The sequence below is a fragment of the Acidovorax sacchari genome, from assembly GCF_042847045.1.
In the GTDB taxonomy this organism is placed as follows: domain Bacteria; phylum Pseudomonadota; class Gammaproteobacteria; order Burkholderiales; family Burkholderiaceae_C; genus Paracidovorax; species Paracidovorax sacchari.
Genome location: NZ_AP035783.1, coordinates 4,227,304 through 4,245,342 on the forward strand (window position 1 = coordinate 4,227,304; position 18,039 = coordinate 4,245,342).

General features: G+C 69.8%; 16 protein-coding genes. 12 read left to right on the forward strand and 4 right to left on the reverse strand.

Features of this window, described 5'->3' with window-relative positions; all coding sequences use genetic code 11:
* Positions 1–12 precede the first annotated feature (12 nt).
* From ACGHC0_RS18765 to ACGHC0_RS18775, 3 genes are read left to right on the forward strand one after another with little or no spacing between them, the layout of a single operon-like run.
* The gene (locus ACGHC0_RS18765) at positions 13–372 is read left to right on the forward strand and encodes a bleomycin resistance protein (protein WP_368352409.1); all 360 of its coding nucleotides are present in this window, start codon (positions 13–15) and stop codon (positions 370–372) included.
* Between the two features lie 40 nt (positions 373–412).
* Positions 413–1,177, forward strand: a complete 765-nt coding sequence (gene ugpQ, locus ACGHC0_RS18770) for a glycerophosphodiester phosphodiesterase (RefSeq protein ID WP_415266434.1) — start codon at positions 413–415, stop codon at positions 1,175–1,177.
* Positions 1,178–1,196: 19 nt separating this feature from the next.
* Positions 1,197–3,776, forward strand: a complete 2,580-nt coding sequence (locus ACGHC0_RS18775) for a DUF3772 domain-containing protein (RefSeq protein WP_415266435.1) — start codon at positions 1,197–1,199, stop codon at positions 3,774–3,776.
* Between the two features lie 36 nt (positions 3,777–3,812).
* On the opposite strand, the gene ACGHC0_RS18780 is transcribed toward ACGHC0_RS18775, so the two are convergent.
* Together ACGHC0_RS18780 and ACGHC0_RS18785 are read right to left on the reverse strand one after the other, a co-directional pair.
* Entirely contained in the window at positions 3,813–4,781 is a 969-nt protein-coding gene (locus ACGHC0_RS18780; protein WP_415266436.1) for a Bug family tripartite tricarboxylate transporter substrate binding protein, read from the reverse strand.
* A gap of 91 nt (positions 4,782–4,872) precedes the next feature.
* Positions 4,873–5,778: a LysR family transcriptional regulator gene (locus ACGHC0_RS18785; protein WP_415266437.1), complete on the reverse strand. Its 906-nt coding sequence runs from the start codon at positions 5,776–5,778 to the stop codon at positions 4,873–4,875.
* A 119-nt stretch (positions 5,779–5,897) separates the two neighbouring features.
* Between ACGHC0_RS18785 and ACGHC0_RS18790 the strand changes: the two genes are divergently transcribed.
* Entirely contained in the window at positions 5,898–7,460 is a 1,563-nt protein-coding gene (locus ACGHC0_RS18790; RefSeq protein WP_415266438.1) for an MFS transporter, read from the forward strand.
* Between the two features lie 7 nt (positions 7,461–7,467).
* On the opposite strand, the gene ACGHC0_RS18795 is transcribed toward ACGHC0_RS18790, so the two are convergent.
* Positions 7,468–7,743, reverse strand: a complete 276-nt coding sequence (locus ACGHC0_RS18795; protein ID WP_368352415.1) for a hypothetical protein — start codon at positions 7,741–7,743, stop codon at positions 7,468–7,470.
* 80 nt (positions 7,744–7,823) lie between these two features.
* Between ACGHC0_RS18795 and hemA the strand changes: the two genes are divergently transcribed.
* The 4 genes from hemA to grxD all read left to right on the forward strand — a co-directional run bounded on the left by hemA (position 7,824) and on the right by grxD (position 11,595).
* A complete protein-coding gene (hemA, locus tag ACGHC0_RS18800) occupies positions 7,824–9,122 on the forward strand; it encodes a glutamyl-tRNA reductase (protein WP_415266439.1) in 1,299 nt (432 codons plus the stop codon).
* Positions 9,123–9,236: 114 nt separating this feature from the next.
* The gene (gene prfA, locus ACGHC0_RS18805) at positions 9,237–10,319 is read left to right on the forward strand and encodes a peptide chain release factor 1 (RefSeq protein ID WP_368352417.1); all 1,083 of its coding nucleotides are present in this window, start codon (positions 9,237–9,239) and stop codon (positions 10,317–10,319) included.
* Positions 10,316–11,203, forward strand: a complete 888-nt coding sequence (gene prmC / locus ACGHC0_RS18810; RefSeq protein ID WP_368352418.1) for a peptide chain release factor N(5)-glutamine methyltransferase — start codon at positions 10,316–10,318, stop codon at positions 11,201–11,203. Before prfA ends, prmC begins: the two co-directional genes overlap by 4 nt.
* Positions 11,204–11,271: 68 nt before the next feature.
* Positions 11,272–11,595 (forward strand): Grx4 family monothiol glutaredoxin, encoded by a 324-nt coding sequence (gene grxD / locus ACGHC0_RS18815; RefSeq protein ID WP_107178506.1) that lies wholly within the window; start codon positions 11,272–11,274, stop codon positions 11,593–11,595.
* Between the two features lie 77 nt (positions 11,596–11,672).
* Here grxD and ACGHC0_RS18820 read toward each other — a convergent pair whose 3' ends face one another.
* Complete coding sequence (locus ACGHC0_RS18820) at positions 11,673–12,644, reverse strand: helix-turn-helix domain-containing protein (RefSeq protein ID WP_368352419.1); 972 nt, start codon at positions 12,642–12,644, stop codon at positions 11,673–11,675.
* A gap of 462 nt (positions 12,645–13,106) precedes the next feature.
* Here ACGHC0_RS18820 and ACGHC0_RS18825 point away from each other — a divergent pair, with 462 nt between their 5' ends.
* From ACGHC0_RS18825 to ACGHC0_RS18840, 4 genes are all read left to right on the forward strand, one after another.
* Positions 13,107–14,354 carry an acyl-CoA dehydrogenase family protein gene (locus tag ACGHC0_RS18825; RefSeq protein ID WP_415266440.1) on the forward strand — a complete coding sequence of 416 codons (1,248 nt, stop codon included), beginning with the start codon at positions 13,107–13,109 and terminating at the stop codon, positions 14,352–14,354.
* A gap of 20 nt (positions 14,355–14,374) precedes the next feature.
* Positions 14,375–15,286, forward strand: coding sequence for a transporter (locus ACGHC0_RS18830; protein ID WP_415266441.1), 912 nt, complete (start codon positions 14,375–14,377; stop codon positions 15,284–15,286).
* A 205-nt stretch (positions 15,287–15,491) separates the two neighbouring features.
* On the forward strand, positions 15,492–16,502 hold the full coding sequence (locus tag ACGHC0_RS18835) for an AAA family ATPase (RefSeq protein ID WP_013595968.1): 1,011 nt from the start codon (positions 15,492–15,494) through the stop codon (positions 16,500–16,502).
* 187 nt (positions 16,503–16,689) lie between these two features.
* Positions 16,690–18,027, forward strand: a complete 1,338-nt coding sequence (locus ACGHC0_RS18840; protein WP_368352422.1) for a hemolysin family protein — start codon at positions 16,690–16,692, stop codon at positions 18,025–18,027.
* Positions 18,028–18,039: the final 12 nt, after the last annotated feature.

An 18,039-nucleotide genomic window follows, 5' to 3' on the forward strand; every position in this document is an offset into this window, starting at 1 on the left:
GGCACCGCCCGCATGGAACACAAAGCCCCGCTGCACGCCACCATCCCGGTGCTGGCGTCCCTCGACCTCGAGGAAAGCGCTGCCTTCTATTCCGGGCGGCTCGGCTTCACGGTCGCATTGCGCACCGCCGACTACCTCATCGCCGCGCGCGACGGCTGCGAGCTGCATTTCTGGCTCTGCGGCGAGCGCCACATCGCCGAAAACACCTCCTGCTACGTGCGCGGCGACGTGCGCGCACTGCATGCCGAATTCGCGCAGCGGGGGCTGGAGTTGCCACCGCCCGTGGAGCGCCCCTGGGGCATGCGCGAACTCTACGTGCACGATCCCCACGGCAACCTGCTCAAGTTCGGCGAAGCGATCCGGGCATCCTGAGCGCCACGTGCCGCCGCCAGCGGTTCTATAGTCCATCGCCATGACTGCCACCCCATCCACCACGACCCCCGCCGACTGGCCCTATCCCCGATGGATCGCCCACCGCGGCGCGGGCCGGCTGGCCCCCGAGAACACCCTGGCGGCCTTCCGGCTCGGCGCGCGCCATGGCTACCGCATGTTCGAATGCGACGCCAAGCTCAGCAGCGACGGCGTCGTCTTCCTGCTGCACGACGCCACCCTGGACCGCACCACCAACGGCCGGGGCACCGCCGGCGAGCGCCCGTGGGGCGAACTCGCGCAACTCGACGCGGGCAGCTGGCATTCCCGCGGCTGCGCGGGCGAACCCCTGCCGACCCTGGAGCACCTGGCGCGCTACTGCCTGGCCAACGGCTACCTGCTGAACATCGAGATCAAGCCCACGCCGGGCACCGAAGAGGAAACCGGCCGCGCGGTCGCGGCGCTGGCGGCCCGGCTCTGGCACCAGGCCGAGGTGCCGCCGCTCCTCACCTCCTTCAAGGTGGCCGCGCTCACGGGCGCGCGCGACGCCGCGCCCCTGCTGCCGCGCGGGCTGCTGCTGGACACCCTGGAGCCCGGCTGGCTGGACACGGCCCGCCAGCTCGGCTGTGCGGCGGTGGTCTGCAACCATGCGCTCTGGACGGCGGAGCACGTCGCCGCCGTGAAGGCCGGCGGCCTGCGCACGCTCAGCTACACGGTGAACGACGAATGGGCCGCCCGGCGGCTCATCGACCTGGGCACCGACGGCATCATCACCGACCGGGTGGATCTCTTCAGTCCGGCGCGGTGATACCCTCGCGGGTCCAGCCATGGACGCGACCATTCACTCCCTTTCCCTGACCCGTTTCCTGCGGCGCCTTCCGCACTCCGTGCGGGCGCTGGTCCTCCTGGCGGCATGCCTGCTGGCCTGGCCGCCCGGCACGGCACAGGCCGCCCCGCAGGCGCCCGCCTCCGCCCCGGCGTCCGCGAGCAGCGCTGCGGCATCCCGGGCCGCCGCAGCCGCTGCGGCGGCGGCCGCGGCAGACATCGTCGATCCCGACACCCCGCTGCCCTCCGTGGACGAGCTGCGCAAGCGCCTGGAGGCCATCCCGCGCAAGCTCGGCGACCAGGACGACGGCCGCAAGCTCGTGAACGACGCCTACGCCGTCGGCGCCACGGCCGAGCAGGTGGTGGCCCGCCGCACGGCCGACCTGGCGGACCTGGACAGCCGCCTCGCCGGACTCGGCCCCGCCCCCGAGAAAGGCGCGCCCGCCGACTCGCCCGACGTCGTCCAGCAGCGCAGCGCCCTCGCCAAGCAGCGCGCCACCGTCGATGCGGACCTCAAGCTCGCGCGCCTGATTGCCGTCGATGCGGAACAGCTCGGCGCCGACCTGCTGCGCCAGCGGCGCCAGCAGTTCCAGGCCGAACTCACCGCGCGCGCCGATTCGCCCCTGGGCGCCGCCTTCTGGCGCAACCTGCGCGCCGCATGGCCCACGGACACCGAGCGCCTGTCCGTCCTGGCCATCGAAGCCAAACAGGCCGCGCAGCGCGCCCTCGAACCCGAACGGCGCCGGACCTTCCTCGTCAGCCTGCTGGGGGCGCTGCTGCTCCTGGTGGCGGGCAACTGGGCCGGCGAGCGTCTGCTCGTGCGCCTCGCGCCGGCCAAGCTGCCTGCGGGCCGGCTGCGGCGCTCACTGCTGGCCTCGGCCTCCGTCCTGGCGAACGTGATCTTCACCGGCACCGCCGCGCAATGGCTGCTGAGCGGGCTCGACGCGGGCGACAACCTCGGCGAGCGGCTCGACGGGCTCGGGCACTCCGCCGTGGGCATGGCGGTCTTCGCGGCCTTCGCGATCGGCCTGGGGCACGCGCTGCTCTCGCGCAAGCGCAGTTCCTGGCGCCTGCCCGCGCTGCCCGACGACCTCGCCCGCCGGCTGAGCCCCTACCCCTGGTGGATCGCGATCATCGCGGCGCTCGGCGGCATGGTGACGGAGATCAACGCCGCCGTGGGCGCCAGCCTCGCCGCGGAAGTCACTGCCCAGGCCTTCTTCGCGCTGCTCGTGGCCGCCGTCGTCGCCGCGTCGGTGCGGCAGCTCAACGCGCCGCTGCCCGCATCGGTGCAGGAGCCGGCCAGCGACGAGGATTCCGCGCCGGCCCCGTCCGCCGCGCCGCCACGCCCGCTCTGGGTCGGCCTGCTGGTCGCCTGCGCCGGCATCGCCTCCCTGGCCGTGGTGCTGCTGGTCGCCTTCGGCTACATCGCGCTGGCCGGGGCCCTGGCACGGCAGATGGTCTGGAGCGGCGTCGCCTTCGCCACCGCCTACCTGCTCTACCAGCTGGTGGACGACCTGTGCGACGCCCTGCTCTCCTCGCGCAGCGGCTTCGGGCGGCGCCTGCACACGGGCATGGGCATCGACCCGGGCCTGCTCGACCAGGCGGCGGTCGTGCTGTCCGGCGCGCTGCGCGTCGTGCTGTTCTTCTATCTGGTCATCGCCCTGCTGGCCCCCTTCGGCACCGGGCCGGACGAACTGTTCCGCCGCGGCAGCGCGATGGACCAGGGCCTGAACCTCGGCAACTTCGCGCTGGCGCCGCAGGCCCTGCTGACGGCCCTGGGCGTCGTCGTGGCGGGCTTCATCGGCATCCGCATGATCAAGCGCTGGCTGAGCGACCGGTACTTCCCCAGCACCACGCTGGAGCCGGGCATGCGCAGTTCCATCACCACCCTGCTGGGCTACTTCGGCGGCGTGATGGTGATCGCGGCCGCGCTGGCGGCCCTGGGCATCAGCGTGGAACGCATCGCATGGGTCGCGAGCGCGCTGTCGGTGGGTATCGGCTTCGGGCTGCAGGCCATCGTGCAGAACTTCATCTCGGGCCTGATCCTGCTGGCAGAGCGGCCCGTGAAGGTGGGCGACTGGGTCAAGCTCGGCGACACCGAAGGCGACATCCGCCGCATCAACGTGCGTGCCACCGAGATCCAGCTGGGCGACCACTCCACCGTGATCGTGCCCAACTCGGAGTTCATCACCAAGACCGTGCGCAACATGACCTGGGGCGGCTCGCAGGGCCGCGTGCTGCTGCGCCTGCCGGCCCCGCTGGACACCGACGCCCAGCGCATGCGCGCCCTGATCCTGGACGCCTTCAAGGCGCACGAAAGCATCCTGGAGAGCCCCGGGCCCAGCGTGACGCTGGAAGACATCGTGAGCGGCACCCTCACTTTCCTGGCCATCGGCTACGTGAGCAACCCGCGCAACGCCGGCGGCGTGAAAAGCGACCTGCTTTTTTCCATCCTCGAATCGCTGCGCGCCGCAGGCCTGGCGCTCTCGCCCCCGGCCACCACCGCCGTGGCGCCGCTGTCCGCCACCGCCGCCCTCCAGCCCAGGGAGCCGGCCGGCACGCCGACGCCCGGCACGGCGTAAACCACCGCCGCGGGCCCGCCGGGGCTGCGGTTCAGTTCAGTCCAGCTTGGCGCCGGACTGCTGCACCGCCACGGCCCAGCGCGGCATCTCCGCCGCGAGGAAGCTGGCGAACGCATCGGCGCCCAGGAAGGCCGGATCGGCGCCCTGCGCCACCATGCGGTTTTTCACGTCGGGCGACTGCATGACCTGGCCGAACGCATTGCTGAGCTTCGCCACCACGTCCCTGGGCGTGCCGGCCGGTGCCAGGAAGCCGTAGAAGCCCACCACCTCGAAATTCTTCAGCCCGCTCTCGATCGCCGTCGGCACATCGGGCAGCGCCGGATTGCGCTCGCGGCTGGTGACGGCCAGCGCGCGCACCTTGCCCTGCTTGTGGTACGCCGCGGCCTGCGGAATGCTCTCGGCCATGAACTGCACCTGCCCACCCATCAGGTCGGTGAAGGCCGGCGCACTGCCGCGGTACGGGATGTGCACCATGAACAGCCCCGTGGCCGTCTTGAACATCTCTGGCACCAGGTGGCTGATGCCCCCGTTGCCCGCCGAACCGAAATTGACCTGCCCCGGCCGCGCCTTCGCGTACGCGATGAACTCCTGCAGGTTCTGCACCGGCAGCTTCGGATTGACCAGCAGCGCCAGGGGTTGCATCGCCGTGCGCGCGATGGGCGTGAAATCCTTGAGCGTCGAGTAAGGCAGCTTGCTGTAGAGCGCCGGGTTGATGACCATCACGCCCGTATTGGCCAGCATCAGCGTATGGCCGTCAGGCGGCGCCTTCATCACATCCTGCGCGCCCACCGTGCCGCCCGCGCCAGCCTTGTAGTCCACCACCACGGGCTGGCCCAGCACGGCCTGCAGCTTGTCGGTCAGCAACCGCGCATGCTGGTCCAATGGCCCGCCGGCCGGAAAGCCGACCACCACGCGGATGGGTTTGGAGGGGAAGGCGGGCTGGGCCAGGGCGGCGACGGATGTGCAGGCCAGGGCGGCGGCGGCAAGCCAGTTGCGCAAGCGCATGGGAAGTCTCCAGGACTGTTGGTGTTATGGAGACGGGAGCTTAAGGCGGGAGCAGTCGTAGAGGCAGGGGGCAATACCCGTGGGGTGGCCGCTACCGCGCCATCCGCCCGCGCTGCAGCCCCTTGGCAGGCACCTCCTGCGAGGCCCATTCGGCCTGTTCGATGAGGCGCCCCAGTTCCCGCACTGCCGCACGGCTGCCCTGCACCGGCTCATCGCTGTAAACCAGCATGTAATCCATCATGGGCAACGGAGGCAACCCATCGCGCTCGCCCAGCAGCACCATGCCGGGACGCAGGTTGTCGCTCGTGAACATGGCCACGGCCAGACCGCTCAGCACGGCGGCGCGCAGGTCGTGCAGGCTGTGCGAACTGAAGGCCTTGTGCCAGGCGATGCCCGCCCGCTCGAGCGCATCGATCCCGATCTGGCCGCACACGCACGGCAGCGGCGAATAGGCCAGCGGCAGCGAGGCGCCGGCCCTCCACTGCCAGCAATCGGCGGCGGCCCAGACCATCGGCAGGCGCTGCAGCAGGATGCCGCCGCTCACTGCAGATGTGCTGGTGATCACGGCGAGGTCCACATCCCCTTCGCGCACCATGGCCGACAGGTCGAGCGTGAGGCCCACGCTCACCTCCAGGCGGACATGGGGACAACTGCGCGCGAACTGGTGCAGCAGTTGCGGCAGGCCATCGCTCATGAAGTGCTCCTGCACCCCCAGGCGCACGGTGCCCTCGATGGGCGAGCAGCGGAAATGGCGCTCCAGCGCTTCCTGAGCCTGCAGCACGCGCTGCGCGTGGTGGAGCAGATCCTCGCCGTCGGCCGTCAGGTCCAGGCGCCGGGTCGTGCGGCGGAACAGCGGCCGTCCCACCAGCGCCTCCAGCCGCCGGATCTGGTGGCTGACAGCGGACTGCGTCAGGTGCAGTTGCCCGGCCGCACGGGTGAAGCCCTGGTTGCGATGCACCGCGACGAAGGTGTGCAGCAATCCGGTGTCGATGGTCATCGCGCCCTATAAATTAAGAAATTCACTGAATCCCAAATTATTTAATCATTTGCATCATGAAGCCAGGCTTTCCAGAATGACGCCAGCCTTTCCGGCCTTCTTTCTGCACACCTCTTCCCATGCCTGACTACCGCACTCCATCCCGGCCCCTGGCGCTGACCGCCATCTGCCTTTCCGCACTGATGTTCGGCCTGGAGATTTCGAGCGTGCCCGTGATCCTGTCCGTGCTGGACAAGGAACTGCACGCCGACTTCCAGGGCCTGCAATGGATCATGAACGCCTACACCATCGGCTGCACCACGGTGCTGATGGCTACCGGCACCCTGGCGGACCGGTACGGACGCCGCCGCGTCTTCATGCTCAGCGTGCTGGCTTTCGGCCTGGCTTCGCTCTGGTGCGGATGGGCCGGTTCCACGCCCGTGCTCGTCCTGGGCCGGCTCGTGCAGGGCATCGCAGGCGGCGCCATGTTCATCTGCTCCATCGCCCTCCTCTCGCACCAGTTTCCCGACGGCCGGGAGCGGGGCCGCGCCTTCGCGGTCTGGGGCGTGGTGGCCGGCATCGGGCTGGGTTTCGGCCCCATGGCCGGCAGCGCCATCGTCTGGGCTTCCAGTTGGCACTGGGTGTTCCTCGTGCACGTGCCGCTGTCCGCGCTCACGCTGGCGCTGATCCGTGCAGGCGTGGCGGAGTCCCGCGATCCCCAGGCACGGGAGCACCGGCTGGACTGGGCCGGCCTCTGCACTCTGACCCTGGCGGTGCTCGGTTTCACCGGCTTCCTCATGCAGGGGGAAAGCCTCGGCTGGAAGAGCCCTGCCACCCTCGGCCTGGCTGCCCTGGCCACCGTCAGCCTCGCGGCATTCATCGCGGTGGAGCGAAGCCAGCCCCGCCCGATGTTCGACTTCTCCGTGTTCACGATCCGCGACTTCTCGGGCGGCATCCTGGCCTGCGTCGGCATGAACTGCAGCTACTGGCCCTTCATGATCTATCTGCCCTTCTACTTCGGCGCCGGCGTGGGCCTGGACACCACCACCACCGGCCTGATGCTGCTGGTCTATACGGTGCCGTTCCTGGTCATGCCCCCCGTCGCACAGTGGCTGCTGCTGCGCTACCAGGCGGCCTGGGTGATCCCCTCCGGGCTCTTCATCATCGGGCTGGGCTTCATGCTGATGTGGGGAGGCAGCCTGCTGGCGCACCTCGGCAGTTGGACCGTGCTGCCCGGCGCGCTCGTCGCAGGCATCGGGCTGGGCCTGACCACGACGCCGGCCACCAACATGACCACGGCCTCGGTGCCACCACATCGCGCCGGAATGGCGTCAGGCATGGACGTGAGCGCACGCCTCATCACGCTGGTCATCCACATTGCCGTGATGGGCCTGGTGCTGGTGGCGGGCATCCAGGCCGCATTGCGCGGGCGATGGGGGCCGGCGGTGGAACCGGGCCTGCTGCAGACGCTGGCCCGGCGGCTTGCGGGTGGCGACCTGCCTGGCGCTCAGCACCTCCTGGCCGCCCACTCCCTGCCGGGCGCGAGCATGGTGCCGTTGCAGGAGGTGGTGGTTCAGGGCTTCGGCTGGGTGATGCTGTATGGCGGGCTCGCCGCCTGGATCACGGCAGGGCTCAGCCTCGCGGTGCTGAGGAGCCGCCCGGTGCAGGGAGGTCTTCAGCCCTGCGGTAGCGGCATGCATTGAGGGTCTCTCAGCGCCAGCCGCGCACCAGCACCCACTGCACCGTGCCGCAGGCCGCCACCAGGGCTGCGTAGGTCAGCATCTTCCCGTCCCGCCCGGTCAGCACCAGCCCGGCCACGCACACCCCGAGCCCTACGGCAAAGCCCACGCCCACCTGCCCCAGGAACCCGACGCTGCGGGGCGCCCCCCGAAAGAAGAGCGCGGCCATGCAGGCCAGCAACAGCGCCACGCCGAAGGCGGGCGCCATGAAATTCAGCAGGTGGAGTGCGGCGGCAGTCGGGTCCATAGCGCAAAGGCATGACGCAGATCAAGACCCTTGTACTGCGGGAAGCACACGGGCGGGATGGAAATTTTATAATCCGGGGCATGGCAGTCTGGGCCCTCGGCATCAACCACACGACCGCGCCGCTCGATCTGCGCGGCCGTTTTGCGTTCGCCATCGACCAGATCGCGCCCACGCTGCAGGGCCTGCGCCAGTCGCTGGGCGGCGCCACGCGCCATCCGCAGGTGGAAACCGCCATCCTCTCCACCTGCAACCGCACCGAGATCTACTGCGCCGGCCAGCAGCCTGCACTGGACCACACGCTCGACTGGCTCGCCCACAGCGGCGGCGTGAGCCCCTCGCTGCTGCGCTCGCACTCCTACACGCTCGAAGAAAGCCTCGTCGCGCGCCATGCGTTCCGCGTGGCCAGCGGGCTCGATTCCATGGTGCTGGGCGAGGCCCAGATCCTGGGCCAGATGAAGGATGCCGTGCGCGCGGCAGAGACGGCCGGCGCGCTGGGCACCACGCTCAACCAGCTCTTCCAGCGCAGCTTCGCCGTCGCCAAGGAAGTGCGCACCAGCACCGAGATCGGCGCCCACAGCATCAGCATGGCCGCCGCCGCCGTGCGCCTGGCCGGGCAGCTGTTCGAAGACCTGACGGAGATCCGCATCCTCTTCGTGGGCGCGGGCGAGATGATCGAACTCGCCGCCACCCACTTCGCGGCGAAGAACCCCAAGAGCCTCGCCATCGCCAACCGCACGCTGGAGCGCGGCGAGAAGCTCGCCTCCCGCTTCGGCGGCGAGGTCATGCGCCTGGCCGACCTGCCCGACCGCCTGCACGAGTTCGACGCCGTGGTCAGCTGCACGGCCAGCAGCCTGCCCATCATCGGCCTGGGCGCCGTCGAGCGCGCGCTGAAGAAGCGCCGCCACCGCCCCATGTTCATGGTCGATCTGGCCGTGCCGCGCGATATCGAGCCCGAGGTGAAGGCGCTGGAAGACATCTACCTCTACACCGTGGACGACCTCGCCAGCGTCGTGCAGACCGCGCAGGCCAGCCGGCAGGCGGCTGTCGCGCAGGCAGAGGCCATCATCGATGCGGGCGTGCAGAGCTTCATGCACTGGATGGACCAGCGCAGCCCCGTGGGCGGCGTGGTGCCGCTCATCCAGCAGATCCACGCCCAGGCCGACGAATGGCGCGCGCTGGAGATCGCTCGCGCCAAGAAGCTCATCGCCAAGGGCGAGGGCATGGACGCCGTGCTGGAAGCGCTCTCGCGCGGCCTCACGCAGAAGATGCTGCACGGCACCCTGGCCGAACTGCGCGCGGGCGATGCCGACACGCGCGCCCAGACGGCCCAGACCGTCTCCCGCCTGTTCCTGCGCTCGCAGTCCAAGAGCGGCCTGTAGCGGCGCCCGCCGCCCTGCCGCCAGGCCCACTACCGTCTCTGGCCCCCCGCATCCACGCCCCGGATGCCCAGGCTGCGAACCACCGCCGCAGCCGCCCTTCTCCCCCTTCCCAGAATGAAACCCTTCCTCAGAAGCCAGCTGGAGCGCTACGCCCAGCGCCTCGAAGAGCTCGACTTCCTGCTCTCGCGCGAGGACATCATGTCCGACATGGCCCAGTACCGCACCATCTCGCGCGAGCATGCCGAGGTGACGCAGGTCGCGGGCCGCTATGCGCGCTACCGCCAGCGCGAGGACGACCTGGCCGGCGCGCGCGAGATGCTGGACGACCCGGACATGGCCGACATGGCCCGGGAAGAGATTGCCGCCGCCGAGGCCGAACTGGTGCAGTTGGAGGATGAACTGCAGCGCCTGCTGCTGCCCCGCGACCCCGACGAGGCCCGCAACGCCTTCCTGGAAATCCGCGCCGGCACGGGTGGCGACGAATCCGCGCTGTTCGCGGGCGACCTGGCCCGCATGTACACGCGCTACGCGGCCACGGCCGGCTGGAAGGTGGAGATCCTGAGCGCCAGCGACAACGAGATCGGCGGCTACAAGGAAGTGGTGCTGCGCGTGGAAGGCGATGGCGTCTATGGTGCGCTGCGCTTCGAATCCGGCGGCCATCGCGTGCAGCGCGTGCCCGCCACCGAGACCCAGGGCCGCATCCACACCAGCGCCTGCACCGTGGCCGTGATGCCCGAGCCCGACGAGCAGCAGGCGATCACGCTGAACCCGGCCGACCTGCGCATCGACACCTTCCGCGCCAGCGGCGCGGGCGGCCAGCACATCAACAAGACCGATTCCGCCGTGCGCGTGGTCCACCTGCCCACCGGCATCGTGGCCGAGTGCCAGGACGGCCGCAGCCAGCACAGCAACAAGGCCAAGGCGCTGCAGGTGCTGCAGGCGCGCATCCAGGAAAAGGAACGCAGCGAGCGCGCCGCCAGGGAGGCCGCGCTGCGCAAGGGCCTCGTGGGCTCGGGCGACCGCTCGGACCGCATCCGCACTTACAACTTCCCGCAGGGCCGGCTCACCGACCACCGCATCAACCTCACGCTCTACAAGCTGCTCGCCATCATGGAAGGCGACCTGGGCGAAGTGCTGGAGGCCCTGCGCCACGCGCGGGAGGCCGAACTGCTGGCCGAACTGGAAGCGGACGCGTGACACCGCCCCCCGCACCCGCCACCCTCGCCCAGGCGCTTGCCGGCGCCATCGGGCAGGGCCTGCCCCGCATCGACGCGCAGATGCTGCTGCTGCACGTGCTGGGCCGCCCCACCGGCGACCGGGCCTGGCTGCTCGCGCACGACACGGACGCGCTGCCGCCCGGGGCGCAGGCCCGCTTCGCCGACATGTGCCGGCGCCGCGCGGCGGGCGAGCCCGTGGCCTACCTCACCGGCACCCGGGAGTTCTACGGCCTGCCCCTGGCGGTGGACGCCCGCGTGCTGGACCCGCGCCCCGACACCGAGACGCTGGTGGACTGGGCCCTGGAAGTCCTGGCGCCCCTGCCCGCCCCGCGCGTGCTGGACCTGGGCACCGGCAGCGGCGCCATCGCCCTGGCCGTGCAGCACCGGCGCCCCACCGCCGAGGTCACCGCCGTGGACGCCAGCGCCGATGCGCTGCAGGTGGCGCGGGCCAATGGCGCACGCCTCGGCCTGCCGGTACGCTGGCGTCTCGGCCACTGGCTGGAGGGCGTGGACGAACGGTTCGATGCCATCGTCAGCAACCCTCCTTACATCGCCAGCGGCGATGCCCACCTGGCCGCCCTCACCCACGAACCGCTACAGGCCCTGGCCAGCGGCCCGGACGGGCTGGATGACCTGCGCACCATCGTGGCGCAGGCGCCCGCCCACCTCGTGCCCGGCGGCTGGCTGCTGCTGGAGCATGGCTGGGACCAGGCCGAGGCGGTGCAGGCGCTGCTGCGCAACGCCGGCCTCTCGGACGTGCAGAGCCGCACCGATCTGGCCGGCCACGCCCGCTGCAGCGGCGCCCGCCTGCCTGTATCGTCCGGGGTAACGGCCTTGCCGCAGCCCGGGACACCTCTGCGGTGAAATAATCCCGTCCATCCCCATTTGATTTCTTGCCGCCCGCTGCGGGTGGACCCACCAGGAGAAAACCCATGAGCGACGTTCAGCAACGCATCGACCAACTGGTCAAGACCAACGACATCCTGCTGTTCATGAAGGGTAGCGCCAGCTTCCCGATGTGCGGTTTTTCCGGCCGCGCCATCCAGATCCTCAAGGCCTGCGGCGTGGATCCCAAGGCCGTCGCCACCGTGAACGTGCTGGAAGACCCGGAAATCCGCCAGGGCATCAAGGAATACAGCAACTGGCCGACCATCCCGCAGCTGTACGTGAAGGGCGAATTCATCGGCGGCTCGGACATCATGATGGAGATGTACGAGTCGGGCGAACTCAAGCAGGTGCTGGGCACGCCCCAGTGATCCTTCCCGCACGCCCGTGCTGAAAAGAGGCCGCCGCAGGGCGGCCTTTTTCCTGCAGGGGCGCCGGTGGCGCGCGCCTACGCCGCCGGGTCGAAGCCGCCGTGCTCACCGGCCGCGAATTCGCGCGGGCAGGCGCCGAAGCGCCGCTTGAACAGCCGCGAGAAATGGGACGCGTCGCTGAAGCCCCAGCGCAGGGCCACGGCCAGCACGCCGGGATGGTTGGCGCAGCGCAGATCGCGTGCGCTGCGCTGCAGGCGCAGTTCCCGGATCAGGCCGCTGACGGACAGCGGCGCCTCCTCGAACAGGCCGTAGAGCGTGCGGCGCGAGACCTTGAACCGCGCAGCCAGCATATCCGGCCCGAGGCTGGGCTCTTCCAGGTGGTCGCGGATGTAGGTCTCCACGGCCAGCCGGAAGGCGTCCCGCACCGGCAGCCGGTCCCGCTCCTGCGCGTCCAGCGTCGCCCCGAGCGCCATGGCGATGATGCTGTTGAGGGCGGCGCTGAGTCCATCCTGCATGGCATCGCCCACGCCGGGATCCACCTGTTCGAGCGAGCGGGCGAAGCGGGATGCCACCAGGCCCATGCCCGTGTGGCCATCCACGCAGCGTGCCGTGGCCTTGTAGGGAGCCGCCAGCCGCGACACCACCTGCTCCCTGGGAATGCGGAACGACAGCACGCGCCAGTCGTCCCGGAAATCCAGGAAATAGGGCCGCGTGCTGTCCACGATGGAGAAGTCGCCGGGCGACACCAGCGTTTCCTGGCCGTCCTGGCGCACCACGCACGAGCCCTCGAGCTGGAAGTTGGCGAAACAGAACTCGACCGGATTGCGGCGGATCTCCTCGCTGCGGCGCTCGACGCACTGCGCGCGCGAGAACACCTGCGTCTGCGCGCTCAGGGACAGCGGGCGGGAGCCCACTTCCCCCACGAAATCATGGACCGCCTGCCGGTCCGCGAGCACCGGGTTGAGCGAGACGAAGGCCTCGCACAGGACCTCGCGCCAGTAGCTGAAGCGCTCGTCCTGCGCGCAGGATTGCGTGGTCCAGGCCTGCATCGCGCATCAGGCCGGACCGGGGCGAAAGGCCGGGTGGTCCATGCGGTCCGCGTGCCCGCGCTGGATGCCATCCACGGGGCCGCGCGTGCGGTTTCCGGAGCGTGCCATGGGTTCTCTCCTGTCTGCACAAAGCGTCAAGTGGGCATTGCACGAAAAGACAACTCATCGAGGGCCGGGCAAGCCGTCGCCTGGCATGCCGGTCCGGCCCCAATCTGGGGACTGTGCGGCGAACGATGCAATGTGCCAGTGCAGGCGCCGCACCGCAATCCGTTCAAACGCGGCCACCCCGACGGCTCCGCAGGCCCACGCCGCGGGCCATGCAAAGTCTGCGCCAGCCACGGGATCGCAATGCCTGCGCAATTGGACAAACGGCCCTGCACGGTCCGGCGAGACCAGCCGGCGCACGCTGCCTACGATGAATTCGCTCGTTTTCATCCACCGTGCAAGAAAGGTTGTTGCCCCATGTCCATCGACTTTCAACCCTCCGAATCCCAGAAAGCCCTGCAGGCGGGCGCGCGCGCGTTCGCTGCCGACGTGCTGCGCCAGGTCGCGCCCACCATCGCGCCGCTCGTGAAACCGGACGAACGCTTCTACGCCACACGGCCGTTCTACCAGGCCATGGCCGATGCCGGCTTCATCAAGGCGCTGCTGCCGGAGTCGTTCGGCGGCACCGCGCTGAGCACATTGGACTTCGCCCTGGCCGCGGAGGAGCTCACCGCCGTGGACGTCAACGTGCCGTCGGCCCTGCTGGGCACCGGGCTGGGCCTGCATGCGGTCGTGCACCATGGAACGCAGGAGCAGAAACAGCGCTTCCTGCCGGACTTCACCGAGGATGGCTCGCGCCTGGCGGCGCTGGCCTTCACCGAGGTGACCGGAGGTGCCAACTACGACAGCACCGATCCCGCCGTGGGCGTGCAGACCTTCGCCCGCCTCGAAGGCGACGAATGGGTCATCAACGGCGCCAAGCACTACACCACCAACGGCACGGGCTGGGACGGCAAGGGCGCGCACCTCTACAGCGTCATCTGCCGCACCGATCCCGCGCTGCCGCCCCAGCAGTCGCTGGCGGTGATCATGGTGCCGGGCGACGCGCCGGGCATCGAGATCGTCAGCCTCCTCGACACCATGGGGCACCGCGCGACGATCTCGCCACGCATCCACTTCAACAACGTGCGCGTTCCCGCTACGAGCATCGTGGGCCAACCCGGCGACGGCATTTCCATGCTGGAAGGCGCCTTCTCCTGGACGGCGGCCCTGATCGGCGCGGCCTGCGTGGGCGTGATGCGCGCGGCCTTCGACATCGCGCTGAAGTTCGCGCACAGCGACAGGCGCTCCGGCACGGTCCCCGTGATCGAGCACCAGAACGTCGGCTTCATGCTGGCCGACATCAAGATGCGCATCGAGGCAGCGCGCTACCTGACCTGGAAGTCCTGCCACCAGCTGGACCTGACCGAAGGCCGCAGCCGCGAGCTGGCGATCATCACCAAGACGTATTGCTCCGAGTTGTGCGTGCAGGTGGTGTACGACGCGATGCGCGTCGTCGGGGTGGATGCCTACACCGACCTCTATCCGCTGGCCGGCCTCATGCAGGACGCCCTGTGCTTCCCCCTCTATGACGGCGGCAACATGGGTGTGCGCCGGCGGCAGCTCCACACGCTGCTGCGCTCCAAGGACTACGACGCGATGGCCCCCGCCGAGGCGCGCGGGTGAGGCACCCGGGGAGGAACACCATGACGACCACACCAGTTTCCATGGGATCCGGACCTTCCAGGCGCAATGCACAGGCCCTGGTGGTCCTGCTGCTGGCTGCGACGGCGCCGATGGCCGTGCACGCCATCGACGTGGACGTCGGCGACTTCGTCCCGGCGCCCGAAGGCACGACCGCCGGGCTGCTCTACTACCAGCACGCCGAACGCGACCGCCTCTACGCGCAGGGCCGGCAGGCCGCGGCCGACCCGCGGCTCGTCTCGGACGTGGGCATCGCCAGGCTGGTGCATTACACGAAGATCGGCGGATTCGCATTCGCACCCCAGATCCTGCTGCCGTTCGGCCGGCTCGATGCCGGACGCGACACGGCCGCGCTGGGCCGGACCAGCGGCGTAGGTGACATCATCCTGGCCGCGCCGTTCTGGCCGGTCAACGACGCCGCGTCCCGCACCTACCTGGGGATCGCACCCTACCTGTACCTGCCCACCGGCAGCCATGACCGCAACCGCGCGCTCAACCTGGGCGAGAACCGCTGGAAGTTCGACCTGCAGGCCGGCTTCGTCAAGGGGCTGACCGACAGGTGGTACGTCGATTTGACCGGGGACGTCATGTTCCACGGCAAGAACGACGACTACGGCGGCACGGGCGTCACCCTCCGGCAGAAGCCGCTCTACCAGGGCCAGGCTTACCTGCGCTACCAGTTCACGCCGGGCGCCAACATCTTCGCCGGCCTGTCGCAGACCTGGGGCGGCGAAACGCGGGTCGGCGGCGTGGACAGCGGCGACGCACCACGCCAGCGCAAGGCCAGCATCGGCGGCAGCTGGTTCATCCGGCCGACGACGCAACTGCTCGTGTCCTTCGGCCGGGACCTGCACGTGGACAACGGCTTCCGGGAGAACGCCCGCGTCAACGTGCGGCTGCTGCAGGTTTTCTGAGGCACATGCCGGTGGCACCGCTGCGCGAGCCTCGGGAGATCGTGAGCGGGCCACCGGCAGGCCATCGTGGCGCCAGGCATGGCCCCGGCATGGCGCAAAGCCGCAACACCTACGGGTTGACGGGGTTTTTCCGCCATTGAGAGCAGGCACACTGTGTGCTTGAATGATTGCGTGCCCTTTCACTCCAACGAACCAGGAGCGCGCCATGACGACGACACACAGCCTTGTCCCGCAATCGCCTTCGATGGGCCTGCCGGTGGCCCAATTGCGCAACGTGTTCCGGCCCGGCGACGTGGAGCGCAAGCTCGCCCGGCTCCAGGACGCCGGCAGCCAGCGTGAATACGAAACGCTGCGCGCCGTATATGAGCGCATGCTCGAACGCGGGCCCGAACGCTTCCAGGTCAAGCCCTCGGGCGTGCCCGACATGGCCGGGCTCTACGGGCAGCTTCCCAATTTCACCGATGTGCTCGACGACGTGAAGCGCCACGTCGCCCTCGCGCAGGACAGCCGCGACGGCCTGGAAGTCACGCCCATGCTGCTGCTGGGCCCGCCCGGCATCGGCAAGACCCACTTCGCGCGCCAGCTGGCCGAATTGCTGGGCACGGGCATGAACCTCGTGCCCATGAGCTCCATGACGGCCGGATGGCTGCTTTCGGGCTCGTCCTCCCAATGGAAGGGCGCGCGCCCCGGCAAGGTCTTCGAGGCCCTGGTGGACGGCGAGTACGCCAACCCCGTCATCGTGGTGGACGAGATCGACAAGGCCGCCCCCGACGCGCAATACGACCCGCTGGGCGCCCTCTACGGCCTGCTGGAACACGACACGGCCCAGAGCTTCACCGACGAGTTCGCGGAAATCGCCATCGACGCCAGCCAGGTGATCTGGATCACCACCGCCAACGACGAGCGCGGCATCCCCGACCCCATCCTCAACCGCATGAACGTATTCGAGGTCCAGGCGCCCTCGCCCGAGCAGGCCCGCACCATCGCGCGCAACCTCTACCAGGGCATCCGCGAAGGCCATGACTGGGGCCGGCTGATCGACCCCGAGCCCCAGGCCGACGTGCTGGACATCCTGGCGCAGATGCCGCCGCGCGAAATGCGCCGGGCGCTCATGACGGGCTTCGGCAACGCGCGGCTGCAGCACCGCTCCACCGTCGAGGTGGCCGACCTGCCGCGCGGCGCGTCCGGCAAGCCGCGCATGGGTTTCGTGCAGTAGCCGGCGGCCGTTCCCGTGCGGCGTGCGGACGCGGCGGAGGGGCCGCCGTACGCCGCATGCCCCGCTGATCCGCCGCGCAAGCCGGCTGGATTGCTCCGCACGGCCGCGCCTGCACGGCCCGCGTACACTCGGGACGCTGGCGCACGGCCCTTCACACGACAACTCCATGGCGGCGCCCGCCCGTCCCATGACCCTGTCGCAAAGCTTCTTCCTCATCGGCCTCCTCATCGTGGCCAGCGCCTTCTTCTCCGTCGCCGAGATCTCCCTGGCCGCCTCGCGCCGTCTGCGCCTGCGCCAGCTCGCCGACGAGGGGGAGGCGCGCGCCGAGAGCGTCATGCGCATGCAGGAGCAGCCAGGCGACTATTTCACCGTGGTGCAGGTGGGCCAGAACGCCGTGGCCATCCTCGGCGGCATCGTCGGCGAAGGCGCGCTCAGCCCCCACTTCACAGCCCTGCTCCAGCTCTGGCTCAGCGACGCGCGTGCCGAGACCTTCGGTTTCCTGGCATCGTTCCTGACCATCACCTCGCTCTTCATCCTGTTCGCCGACCTGTTCCCCAAGCGCCTGGGCATGGTCAACTCCGAGCGCCTCGCCGTCGTCGTCGCGCGGCCCATGGCGATTCTCATGGCGGTGCTGCGGCCCGTCGTATGGCTTTACAGCCGCGCCGCCGACCTGCTGTTCCGCGTGCTCGGCCTGTCGTCACTGCGCGACGACCGCATCACGTCCGACGACATCCTGGCCATGATGGAGGCCGGTACCCGGGCCGGCGTGCTGGCGGCCCGCGAGCAGCAGGTGATCGAGAACGTGTTCGAACTCGACTCCCGCCCGGTGAGCAGCGCCATGTCGCCGCGCGACCGGATCGCCTTCTTCCTGCGCGACGATCCGGACCAGCTCATCCGCGCACGCATCGCGGCGGAGCCCTTCTCCACCTACCCGGTGTGCGAGGGAGACATCGACCACGTCGTCGGCTACGTCGATGCCAAGGACCTTTTCCAGCGCGTGCTGAACAACCAGCCCATCTCCCTGAAGGACGAAGGCCTCGTGCACAAGGTGCTCATCGTGCCCGACCGCCTTTCGCTGGCGGAGGTGCTGGACCAGTTCCGCCAGGTGCACGAAGACTTCGCCGTGATCGTCAACGAGTACAGCCTCGTCGTGGGCGTCGTCACCCTGAACGACGTGATGAGCACCGTGATGGGCGACCTGATCGGACCGGACGACGAGGAGCAGATCGTCCGGCGCGACGAGAACTCCTGGCTGATCGACGGCGTCACGCCCGTGGGCGACGTGCTGCGGGCCCTGCACCTCGACGAACTGCCCCATGCGGGCGAATACGAGACCCTGGCGGGCTTCCTCATGGTCATGCTGCGCCGCGTGCCCCGCCGCACGGACAGCGTGAACTGGGGCGGCTACAAGTTCGAGGTGCTCGACGTGGACAGCTACCGCATCGACCAGATCATGGTCTCGCGCCTGCAGGAAGGCGGCGCCCATCCCGCGGGGCCCGGACCGGCACCGGCGCCGGGCGGCTGAACGCGGCGCGCA

What these genes read in the sequence shown, in the direction of transcription:
- ACGHC0_RS18795 (WP_368352415.1), bottom strand. Translation starts at nt 7,743, where the DNA reads ATGGACCCGACTGCCGCCGCACTCCACCTGCTGAATTTCATGGCGCCC.
- ACGHC0_RS18840 (WP_368352422.1), top strand. Translation starts at nt 16,690, where the DNA reads ATGACCCTGTCGCAAAGCTTCTTCCTCATCGGCCTCCTCATCGTGGCC.
- ACGHC0_RS18830 (WP_415266441.1), top strand. Translation starts at nt 14,375, where the DNA reads ATGACGACCACACCAGTTTCCATGGGATCCGGACCTTCCAGGCGCAAT.
- ACGHC0_RS18765 (WP_368352409.1), top strand. Translation starts at nt 13, where the DNA reads ATGGAACACAAAGCCCCGCTGCACGCCACCATCCCGGTGCTGGCGTCC.
- ACGHC0_RS18820 (WP_368352419.1), bottom strand. Translation starts at nt 12,644, where the DNA reads ATGCAGGCCTGGACCACGCAATCCTGCGCGCAGGACGAGCGCTTCAGC.
- ACGHC0_RS18790 (WP_415266438.1), top strand. Translation starts at nt 5,898, where the DNA reads ATGCCTGACTACCGCACTCCATCCCGGCCCCTGGCGCTGACCGCCATC.
- ACGHC0_RS18775 (WP_415266435.1), top strand. Translation starts at nt 1,197, where the DNA reads ATGGACGCGACCATTCACTCCCTTTCCCTGACCCGTTTCCTGCGGCGC.
- ACGHC0_RS18825 (WP_415266440.1), top strand. Translation starts at nt 13,107, where the DNA reads ATGTCCATCGACTTTCAACCCTCCGAATCCCAGAAAGCCCTGCAGGCG.
- ACGHC0_RS18835 (WP_013595968.1), top strand. Translation starts at nt 15,492, where the DNA reads ATGACGACGACACACAGCCTTGTCCCGCAATCGCCTTCGATGGGCCTG.
- ACGHC0_RS18785 (WP_415266437.1), bottom strand. Translation starts at nt 5,778, where the DNA reads ATGACCATCGACACCGGATTGCTGCACACCTTCGTCGCGGTGCATCGC.
- prfA (WP_368352417.1), top strand. Translation starts at nt 9,237, where the DNA reads ATGAAACCCTTCCTCAGAAGCCAGCTGGAGCGCTACGCCCAGCGCCTC.
- grxD (WP_107178506.1), top strand. Translation starts at nt 11,272, where the DNA reads ATGAGCGACGTTCAGCAACGCATCGACCAACTGGTCAAGACCAACGAC.
- hemA (WP_415266439.1), top strand. Translation starts at nt 7,824, where the DNA reads ATGGCAGTCTGGGCCCTCGGCATCAACCACACGACCGCGCCGCTCGAT.
- ACGHC0_RS18780 (WP_415266436.1), bottom strand. Translation starts at nt 4,781, where the DNA reads ATGCGCTTGCGCAACTGGCTTGCCGCCGCCGCCCTGGCCTGCACATCC.
- ugpQ (WP_415266434.1), top strand. Translation starts at nt 413, where the DNA reads ATGACTGCCACCCCATCCACCACGACCCCCGCCGACTGGCCCTATCCC.